We start from the raw sequence: 8540 nt of genomic DNA, 5'->3' as shown, positions 1-8540 counted from the left end.
GCGACGAACCTATCATAAGGGGGAAAACTGTTACCTATGTATCCGGTTCAAAGTGTTACCCATCTATCGGCTGGACACCGGCAGGGCAATGAGGGGCGGCGCGACCTTTGGAGACTAGCAAGCAAGCTGCCAATGGCAGCGAATAGGGCTCAATTGCCAACGCAGGCACTGCCCCTCATCCGCCCTTCGGGCACCTTCTCCCCGTGAACGGGGAGAAGGAAGAATCTTCAATACTTTTCCGGCACGTAGAGTTCGCGCGGCAGCACCTGGCGCTCGTATTCGGGATTGAAAACGCGCTCCGGCAGCGTGATCTCCTCGTGCGGGACCTCTTCATACGGCATCTGCTTGAGCAGATGGCCGATGCAGTTCAGCCGTGCCCGCTTCTTGTCGTTGCCCTCGACGATGAACCAGGGCGCCTCCGGAATGTTGGTGCGGGCGAAGGTCTCTTCCTTGGCCTTGGTGTACTGCTCCCAGCGCACGCGCGACTGCAGGTCCATCGGCGACAGTTTCCATTGCTTCATCGGATCGTGGATGCGCATCAGGAAGCGCATCTGCTGTTCCTCGTCGGTGATCGAGAACCAGTATTTGACCACGGTGATGCCCGAGCGGACCAGCATGCGCTCGAACTCCGGCACGTCGCGGAAGAATTCTTCGACCTGATCGGGCTGGGCAAAGCCCATTACCCTTTCGACGCCCGAGCGGTTGTACCAGGAGCGGTCGAACAGCACGATTTCGCCGCCTGCCGGCAGATGCGGGACGTAGCGCTGGAAATACCATTGCGACTTCTCGCGCTCGGTCGGCGCCGGCAATGCCACGACACGGCAGATGCGCGGATTGAGCCGCTGGGTGATACGCTTGATGACGCCGCCCTTGCCGGCCGAATCGCGCCCCTCGAAGATCACCACCAGCTTCTTCTTGTGGTAGGCGACCCAGGACTGCAGCTTGATCAGTTCGGACTGCAAGGTGATCAGGTCGCGAAAATATTGCATGCGATCGATCGAAGGCGGATGCGCATTCTTGTAGATCTTGGCGATCTCCATCGACAGCGCCGGCTCCGACATTTCGAGCTCATAGTCCTCGTCGAGCGTGTCGGCGAGCTCGGCTTCCAGCCAGTCCCTGGCAGGAGAATTCTGTTTTAGCTCGGTCATTTCAGCTGCTCCGCTTGCAAGCTCTGTCGATGCACGTCCGGCGCCCCGAAACTCCCGGCTTACGTCCCGGAACGGCAACACCTGAGCCGACTTCAATATAGCCCGCCAGTGACGGTTTTATTGCAGTCTGGAACACGACGCCGCCGCTGCAAATCCCGTGAGGCATGATCGATCCGTCGTCGTGGCATGGCGACAAGCGGCTCAAAATTGTCCTACAAATAGCAGTCACATTCGGGGCACCCCCCCAGCCCCTTTCCCAATGCAATCGCGAGGATCTGACATGCAATACCGCACTCTCGGCCGTTCCGGCTTGAAAGTTTCGACGCTGACCATGGGCACCATGACTTTCGGCGGCGCCGGCGCGTTTTCTGCGGTCGGCAAGACCGATCTCGACGAAGCGCGCCGGATGATCGACCTCTGCATCGATGCCGGCATCAACGTCATCGACACCGCCAATGTCTATTCGAACGGCATTTCGGAAGAGATCATCGGCGAAGCGCTTGGCGGCAAGCGCAAGGGCGACGTGCTGATCGCGTCCAAGGCACGGATGCGGATCGGCAAGGGTCCGAACGATGAAGGCCTGTCGCGCCATCACCTGATCCGCGAATGCGAGAAGAGCCTGAAGCGGCTCAAGACCGACGTCATCGACATCTATTTCCTGCACGAATGGGATGGCGTGACGCCGCTGGAGGAAACCATCGCCGCGCTCGACACGCTGGTTGCCCAGGGCAAGATCCGCTATGTCGGCTGTTCCAACTATTCCGGCTGGCAGGTGATGAAGGCGCTTGGCATCAGCGACAGCCATCACCAGCCGCGCTTCGTCACCCAGCAGATCCACTACACGCTGGAAGCGCGCGAGGCAGAGTATGAATTGCTGCCGATTTCCGTCGACCAGGGGCTGGGCGTTATGGTCTGGAGCCCGCTTGCCGGCGGATTGCTGTCCGGCAAATACCGTCGCGACAGCCCCACCGCCCGCCAGCTCGCAGGCTGGTCCGAACCGCCGATCCGCGACGAGGACCGGCTGTGGCGGATCGTCGACGTGCTTGTCGAGATCGGCACGCAGCGCGGTGTGTCGGCAGCGCAGGTGGCACTGGCCTGGCTGCTCGGCCGGCCGGCCGTCAGCTCGCTGGTGATCGGCGGCAGGACCGAAACGCAGTTCCAGGACAACATCGCTGCGGCAAGCCTGGTGCTCACCGGCGACGAACGCGGTCGCCTCGACTCGGTCAGCCGGCCGCCTTTGCTCTATCCCTACTGGCACCAGCAGCTGACGGCAAAGGACCGCTTCGGCCCCGCCGATCTGGTTCTTGACCGCAGCGGCATCTGACGAGCGCGTGCCGAGGCAAGCGGCGTTCTAGCCCTGGATGAAACGCCAGACCTCGGGATCAGGCTCGATCTGGCCGCTGAGGACAAAATATTTGTAGATCACGAGCAGCGAGATCGCCTGCTCGTCCTGTTCGTTGGAGAATTGGCGGCAATAGGCATTGGCCGCGGCGATAATGCGTTGCGCCTCGGCCGGGTGCTGTTCGAAATAGCGCACCTTGTCTGCGACATCGGCGAAATCCGGATCGAGCGGCACGTAGTGGACACCGGCCTCGAGTTGCTTTTCCGCAAACCATGTCTCGTATGTCGGCGGCGGCATCAGGCAGAGCGAGTTCGAATTCAGGATCCATTTGAGGTTCGTCGCAACGTCGTTGCCTTCGATGGAGACGATGTAGCGGTAACGCTGCTGCTGGCTGACGCTGAGAAAGGGCTTGGCGTATTCGGCCGGCGCGTTCGGCTTGTGTGAGCCGGCGTCGCAGAACGGCAAATCGCGCACGGCGTCGATAAATCTCGTCCGTTTCGGATTGTTGAGATCGCCGCGCCAGACCACGGCCGGGCGCTTGTCGGCGAATGCCGTTGCGTCGGCCGGCATGTGGAAGTGCCGAAACTTGTTGAATTTCATGATGACCGCATTGCTGTCATCGGCGCAGATCGGCCGATCCTTGACGAGCGTCGGCACCTTCGGCACCTTGATGACATCGCCGAATTTGACGTCGACGAGCAATGCCGGGTCGAAATAGCGGGCAAACTCCCTCAGATCGTAATAGTACATGGTCGGCGTGGAAGGCAGCTTGTCGATACGCACCGCGGCCGGGCTGGGCGTAAACGCGTCGTGCAGCTTGTTGTAGTAGTTCAGCCGCCGGCGCACCGCCTCGTCCGAGAGCCTGGCCTTCTTGAGCCGGTCGGCCAGCTGCCGGCGAAACAGCGCCTGCGGCACGACATCGCGCGCGACGTTTCGCGCATAGTAGTAAACCTTTGCCGTCGTTCGTGCGATTGTGGCCATCAGTCACTTGAAAAAAACAAAACGGGCAGTTCCCAATGGGTTGGCGCCCGGTTCTCCCTACACCATTGTGCCGCGCATCTTGCAAGCCCCGGACCATCATCGACGCCAGCGGCAGGGCACTATCGCTTCAGCTGTTGTGTTTGACGGCTAATGCTCCTAGGCAGGGTCAGAGCCGCTAAGAGCAATTCCAGGAAAAGTGTGAAGCGCTTTCCCTATGGGATTGCGTCAAACAAAGAGATGGAGCGATTCTGCGTTTCCGTGAAACGACGAACCGGTCCAGCAGTGAAAAAGGAGCCGATATGGCGCGACCACCAAATTACGACCAGGAACGCAAGGAACGCGACCGCCAGAAAGCGGCCAAGAAGGCCGAGAAGCTGGCAGCCAAGGTTGCGGCGAGGGAACGTTCGAAGCCCGAGGACGAGACCGAAGGCGAAACCGAAAAGGCAAAGTGACGGCAAAAGGCCCGCAAATGCGTGCCATGCCTCAATCCGGGTCGCCGCCCAGATGGCCGGCTTGTGTCAGGCCGGCGCCTTGTCGCTGACGAAGACGTCCACTTCACGCGCTGCCGCGATGAAGGCGCGCCTGGCGTTCATCGCCGGCTTGTCGCCGGCCAGCGCGTCGTGACAAGCCTGCAGGGCCGCGCGATGCTTGGGGCTGCGCTTGCCCGGCCAGCTGTTGAGGAGGTAGTCGGAAGCCTCACGCGCCGTCCGCAAGAGCTGAGTGCTTCCCGCCGCGACTGACTTCACAGTCACAGGTGTTTCAAATCGGTTGTTTTCCATCGCCGCTCCTTACGCCATCGGCGTCTGTGAAGCGAGGCCGAAAGTGCGCATAGGTCCAGACGCCGCCTTTTGCGTCCCCTACCCCACGCCTTAAGCGGCGACGACGGCAAAGCCTCTGGCACGAAGACCGCGCCGATCGTTGGCCAGCGACGTCACCAGCCGGTCGCGGCTGCCGACGATGTGGGTCGAAAGCAGGTGCGCGGCTTCATCGGCATCGCCGAGGCGTACCGCTGCCAGAATGGCGCGATGTTCGGCCCAGGCGCGACTGAGGGCCGCTTCGTCGCGAACCTCCAGCCAGCGCGCCCGCGACAGGCGTGTCATGGCATCGCGGACCGCCCGGAACAGGAATTCGTTGCCCGACAGACGCGCCAGTTCGATGTGAAAATCCATGCCGACACGATGCCATTCCTCGCGCGGCGTGTCCTTGTCGCAGGAGTCGAGCATCGCCTCGATGACATCGACGGCGCTCCGGTCCGCCAAGCCGCATGTCAGGCGAAGTGCCGCAACCTCGACCGCCTCCCTATAGACGGCGATCTGCTCGAGTTCAGCCAGGTTGATGGGTGACACCGTCCAGCCACGCCCCTCCCTGCCGACCAGGCCATCGGTCTCGAGCCGCAGAAGTGCTGCCCTGACCGGGGTTCGCGACGCGCCGAAACGGCTTTCGATCCAGCGCTCGGTCAGCTTCTCGCCGGGACCGATCTCGAGACCCAGGATCATCTGTCGAAGCTGTTTTTCGACGCTCTGCATCTGCGACATTGTCGTTTCCATTTTCGGACCGGCTTCGGACCATTTGCCGGCGATCGGCTTGCCGGTCGCGGTTCCCGTTCACGTTTGAGAGGGTTGCATTGACAGCGGCTGAGCTTGCGTCCATGACGGGTACCATTTTGGTATCCCAAATTGGTATCCGCAGCAACCCGCAGTTCCGCGTTGCTCGGACAGGACATATGACATGCCGCAGAACGCGCCCCCGGCGACCGACAGCACCTACAACATTCACTGGCGGCGCAATCTGTTCGTGTGTTTTGCCGGTTCGTTCTCGACGCTTGTCGCCATGACGCTGCTGCTGCCGTTCCTGCCGCTCTATATCGAGCAGCTCGGCGCCGAGGGCCACGCAGCGATCGTGCAATGGTCGGGGATCGCCTATGGCGCGACCTTCTTCGCGGCGGCGCTGGTGGCGCCGCTCTGGGGACGTCTCGGCGACCGCTACGGCCGCAAGGTGATGCTGGTTCGCGCCAGCTTCGGCATGGCCATATGCATGTCATTGACGGGCATGGTGCAAACGGTCTGGCAACTGGTGCTGCTGCGGCTGCTGATCGGCTTTGCGGGCGGCTATTCCTCGGGATCGACCATCCTTGTCGCTATGCAAACGCCCAAGGAGCGTTCCGGCTGGGCACTGGGCCTGCTGTCGGCCGGTATCACGGGTGGGGCCCTGGTCGGGCCGCTGGTTGGCGGCGCCCTGCCGCCACTGATCGGCATCCGCGCCACCTTTCTCCTGTCAGGCGGCGTCATCTTCCTGGCGTTCCTGGCGACCACGTTTCTGATCAAGGAGAATCCCCGGCCGAAACCAGCAAATGCAACTGCGAGAGAGAAGCCGAAAGGCGGCTGGGCGCAAATACAGGACAAGCGTCCTGTTATCGCCATGCTGGCGACCGGCATGCTGTTGAGTTTCGCCACCATGTCGATCGAGCCGATCATCACCGTCTATGTGCAGCAGTTGATCGAAGACCAGAGCCGCGTGACGCTGATCTCAGGCGTCGTCATGTCGGCGGCCGCGCTTGGCGCCATCCTGTCAGCATCGCGCCTCGGCAAGCTCGCCGACCGCATCGGTCACTGGAACGTCGTCATCGGCGCGCTCGCCGTCTCGGCGCTGCTGCTGATCCCGCAGGCCTTCGTCACGCAGAGCTGGCAGCTCATCGGCCTGCGCTTCCTGATGGGCCTGGCGCTGGGCGGGCTGTTGCCCTGCATCACCAGCGTGATCCGCCATAATGTTCCCGATGGGGTCGGCGGCAATGTGCTCGGGCTGTCGATCTCCGCCCAATACATCGGGCAGGTCGCAGGCCCCTTGCTTGGCGGCTTTGCCGGTGGCCATTTCGGCATGCGCTCGGTGTTTCTGGGCACATCCGTCTTGATGGCGGGCGGCGCGGTGTATAACTGGCTGGCGCAGTCACGCCGCGAGCAGGACATGCTCGTCAATGCCGGCAAACCCTGACCGGGTTGGGCGTATCTCTCTGATATCACGGAGCCATGGACATGAGCACAGCCGAGCAATTTTCCGGCAACAGCAGTCGTATTCTCGTCCTGGCCGGCGGCCTCTGTGGCGCCGCGGGCGTGGCGCTGTCGGCCGCAGCGGCGCATCTGGGCGGCGCCTTCACCGGCACCGCCGCTTCCTTCCTGCTGATGCATGCGCCGGTCTTCCTTGCCGCCGGATTGCTTGGCGCGAACCGGGTCCTGCGCATCGGCAGCCTGGTCCTGCTGGTTGGGCTTCTGTTGTTCTGCGGCGACCTGTTGGCCCGCGACTTCCTCGGCTCGCGGCTATTCCCGCTGTCAGCGCCGATCGGCGGCACCTTGCTCATCGCGGGCTGGCTGGCGATCGCTGCCTCGGCGCTGGTGCGCGCGCATTCCTGACGCCTCTGGGCGCCCTGTCCGAAATCGGGCCTGCGCCAGCCAAACATGTTTGCAGAGCAATTAGTCCTGCCGGCGTTCGGGCTGGATGACCAATTCGCGATTTGGGCGTCGCAGCCTCGCCAACCGACGGGCCTCTGGCCGCTCCGACGCCGGCGCGATGCCCCAGTAGTTGCGGTAGATGTCTTCGAACAGATAGCTCACGGGATGCATGATGTGCACTCCTTTCAAAACTTGGATCGATCCAATCTGGCGCCACGAAAATGCGGCGCCGATCAGCTCCGCTTGCGCTCCACGAGGAACCGCAGCTCGCGAACCCATGGGCTGGCCTTGCCACGACGCTTCAGGGCCGCGGCATTCGAGCGGATGCTCCAGTCGTTGCGATAGATGTCTTCGAACAGAAAGTTGACGGGATGCATGACACATCTCCCCTGTCTTGAATCGATCCAATCTTCAAAACCATTATTCCTTTGGATCGATTCAAACGATACACCTCGCCGGGCCCTTGATCAAGCCAAAATTTGAACCGATCCAACGAAAGTGCTAGATGGGAAGAATTCAGGAGACGAAAATGGCGCCATTGACCTCTGCAAAGACAAGACCGGTCCGGCTGGCGGACATTGCCAAAGCGGCCGGCGTCTCGCATGGCACCGCGTCCAACGTGTTCGCCCGCCCGGAGATCGTGCGCGAGGAGGTCCGCGAACGGGTCAAGGCGGCAGCCGAGGCAATGGGATATGGCGGACCCGACCCCAAGGGCCGGCTGCTGCGCGCCGGCAAGGTCAACGCCATCGGTGTCGCCACCGCCGAACCGTTATCCTATTTCTTCGATGACCCTTTCGCCCGGGTGATGATGGCCAGCATCTCGCAGGCCTGCGACGCGACCGGCGCGGGGATATCTTTGGTCTCCGCCGCCAACAGCGAACAGCTCGCCTGGAACATCCAGAGTGCGCTTGTCGATGGCTTCATCGTCTTCTGCGTCGACGGCGGTTCAAAGCTGGTCGAACTGGCGCGTGACCGCAAACTCCCGTTTGTGGCGCTCGATCTCGATTCGGACGACGACGACGAGGCCGTCGCGGCGATCGGTGTCGACAACATCGCCGGGGCCGGCCTCGCGGCCCGCCACCTGACCGAACTCGGACATCGCCGCTTTGCCGTGCTTACCCTGCCCTGTGCGGACGCAGGCTTCGGCCCTGCCACAAGGGAGCAGGTGGAAATGGCCCTCTACTCCGCCACGCGCGACCGCTTGCGTGGCTATTTCGCAGAACTCTCCCGCGTCGACGTCGACGTCTCGCGCGTGCCGATTTACGAAACCGTCAATGACGAGGAGAGCGTGTGGGCCGGCCTCGACCATATTTTCGCGGGCGCCGAGACGCCGACGGCCATCCTGGCGATGTCGGACAGGATTGCGCTCCATGCTCTGGACTGGCTGCGGCAGCATGACATCTTGGTACCAGGCGATGTTTCGGTCGTCGGCTTCGACGGTGTTCCGGAAGCAGCGGTTTCCAAGCCGCCGCTGACCACCATCGTCCAGCCGATCGCCGAGATGGGCCGCCTTGCCGTCAAAGCGATCCTTGAAAATGACGGCTCGCCCACCAGCCGGCAATCGCTGCCGGTCGAACTCGTGGTGCGAGCTTCATCAGGCCCTTCGCCCGCCTGAAACGCCCGACC

The 8540-nt window shown here is 62.4% G+C and carries 11 protein-coding genes; 5 read left to right on the top strand and 6 right to left on the bottom strand.

What is annotated here, in order from left to right:
* Positions 1-227: 227 nt before the first annotated feature.
* Entirely contained in the window at positions 228-1148 is a 921-nt protein-coding gene (gene ppk2 / locus NKI73_RS31345; protein WP_352635667.1) for a polyphosphate kinase 2, read from the bottom strand.
* 280 nt (positions 1149-1428) lie between these two features.
* On the opposite strand from ppk2, the gene NKI73_RS31340 reads away from it, so the two are divergent.
* A complete protein-coding gene (locus NKI73_RS31340) occupies positions 1429-2472 on the top strand; it encodes an aldo/keto reductase (RefSeq protein ID WP_352635665.1) in 1044 nt (347 codons plus the stop codon).
* 27 nt (positions 2473-2499) lie between these two features.
* Here NKI73_RS31340 and NKI73_RS31335 read toward each other — a convergent pair whose 3' ends face one another.
* Positions 2500-3471, bottom strand: a complete 972-nt coding sequence (locus tag NKI73_RS31335; RefSeq protein ID WP_352635663.1) for a glycosyl transferase family 90 — start codon at positions 3469-3471, stop codon at positions 2500-2502.
* A gap of 299 nt (positions 3472-3770) precedes the next feature.
* Here NKI73_RS31335 and NKI73_RS31330 point away from each other — a divergent pair, with 299 nt between their 5' ends.
* The gene (locus tag NKI73_RS31330) at positions 3771-3923 is read left to right on the top strand and encodes a hypothetical protein (protein ID WP_352635661.1); all 153 of its coding nucleotides are present in this window, start codon (positions 3771-3773) and stop codon (positions 3921-3923) included.
* A gap of 66 nt (positions 3924-3989) precedes the next feature.
* Here NKI73_RS31330 and NKI73_RS31325 read toward each other — a convergent pair whose 3' ends face one another.
* Positions 3990-4223, bottom strand: a complete 234-nt coding sequence (locus NKI73_RS31325) for a DUF982 domain-containing protein (protein ID WP_244506945.1) — start codon at positions 4221-4223, stop codon at positions 3990-3992.
* A gap of 117 nt (positions 4224-4340) precedes the next feature.
* The gene (locus tag NKI73_RS31320; RefSeq protein WP_352635659.1) at positions 4341-5006 is read right to left on the bottom strand and encodes a GntR family transcriptional regulator; all 666 of its coding nucleotides are present in this window, start codon (positions 5004-5006) and stop codon (positions 4341-4343) included.
* A gap of 193 nt (positions 5007-5199) precedes the next feature.
* Here NKI73_RS31320 and NKI73_RS31315 point away from each other — a divergent pair, with 193 nt between their 5' ends.
* The gene (locus NKI73_RS31315) at positions 5200-6459 is read left to right on the top strand and encodes a multidrug efflux MFS transporter (protein WP_352635657.1); all 1260 of its coding nucleotides are present in this window, start codon (positions 5200-5202) and stop codon (positions 6457-6459) included.
* Positions 6460-6500: 41 nt separating this feature from the next.
* Entirely contained in the window at positions 6501-6875 is a 375-nt protein-coding gene (locus tag NKI73_RS31310) for a DUF423 domain-containing protein (protein ID WP_352635655.1), read from the top strand.
* A gap of 60 nt (positions 6876-6935) precedes the next feature.
* Here the strand turns inward: NKI73_RS31310 and NKI73_RS31305 are convergent, their stop codons facing one another.
* Both NKI73_RS31305 and NKI73_RS31300 read right to left on the bottom strand, forming a co-directional pair.
* Positions 6936-7085: a hypothetical protein gene (locus tag NKI73_RS31305; protein ID WP_352635653.1), complete on the bottom strand. Its 150-nt coding sequence runs from the start codon at positions 7083-7085 to the stop codon at positions 6936-6938.
* A 62-nt stretch (positions 7086-7147) separates the two neighbouring features.
* Positions 7148-7291, bottom strand: coding sequence for a hypothetical protein (locus NKI73_RS31300; protein WP_352635651.1), 144 nt, complete (start codon positions 7289-7291; stop codon positions 7148-7150).
* 152 nt (positions 7292-7443) lie between these two features.
* Between NKI73_RS31300 and NKI73_RS31295 the strand changes: the two genes are divergently transcribed.
* A complete protein-coding gene (locus tag NKI73_RS31295) occupies positions 7444-8529 on the top strand; it encodes a LacI family DNA-binding transcriptional regulator (protein ID WP_352635650.1) in 1086 nt (361 codons plus the stop codon).
* The last annotated feature ends 11 nt before the right edge of the window (positions 8530-8540 follow it).

It is taken from the genome of Mesorhizobium sp. M0496, assembly GCF_040321205.1.
In the GTDB taxonomy this organism is placed as follows: domain Bacteria; phylum Pseudomonadota; class Alphaproteobacteria; order Rhizobiales; family Rhizobiaceae; genus Mesorhizobium.
This window is presented reverse-complemented; position numbering and strand designations above follow the sequence as displayed.

Excerpts from the sequence above, each read along its gene's own strand:
- ppk2 (WP_352635667.1), bottom strand. The coding sequence starts at position 1,148 with ATGACCGAGCTAAAACAGAATTCTCCTGCCAGGGACTGGCTGGAAGCC.
- NKI73_RS31340 (WP_352635665.1), top strand. The coding sequence starts at position 1,429 with ATGCAATACCGCACTCTCGGCCGTTCCGGCTTGAAAGTTTCGACGCTG.
- NKI73_RS31335 (WP_352635663.1), bottom strand. The coding sequence starts at position 3,471 with ATGGCCACAATCGCACGAACGACGGCAAAGGTTTACTACTATGCGCGA.
- NKI73_RS31330 (WP_352635661.1), top strand. The coding sequence starts at position 3,771 with ATGGCGCGACCACCAAATTACGACCAGGAACGCAAGGAACGCGACCGC.
- NKI73_RS31320 (WP_352635659.1), bottom strand. The coding sequence starts at position 5,006 with ATGTCGCAGATGCAGAGCGTCGAAAAACAGCTTCGACAGATGATCCTG.
- NKI73_RS31315 (WP_352635657.1), top strand. The coding sequence starts at position 5,200 with ATGCCGCAGAACGCGCCCCCGGCGACCGACAGCACCTACAACATTCAC.
- NKI73_RS31310 (WP_352635655.1), top strand. The coding sequence starts at position 6,501 with ATGAGCACAGCCGAGCAATTTTCCGGCAACAGCAGTCGTATTCTCGTC.
- NKI73_RS31305 (WP_352635653.1), bottom strand. The coding sequence starts at position 7,085 with ATGCATCCCGTGAGCTATCTGTTCGAAGACATCTACCGCAACTACTGG.
- NKI73_RS31300 (WP_352635651.1), bottom strand. The coding sequence starts at position 7,291 with ATGCATCCCGTCAACTTTCTGTTCGAAGACATCTATCGCAACGACTGG.
- NKI73_RS31295 (WP_352635650.1), top strand. The coding sequence starts at position 7,444 with ATGGCGCCATTGACCTCTGCAAAGACAAGACCGGTCCGGCTGGCGGAC.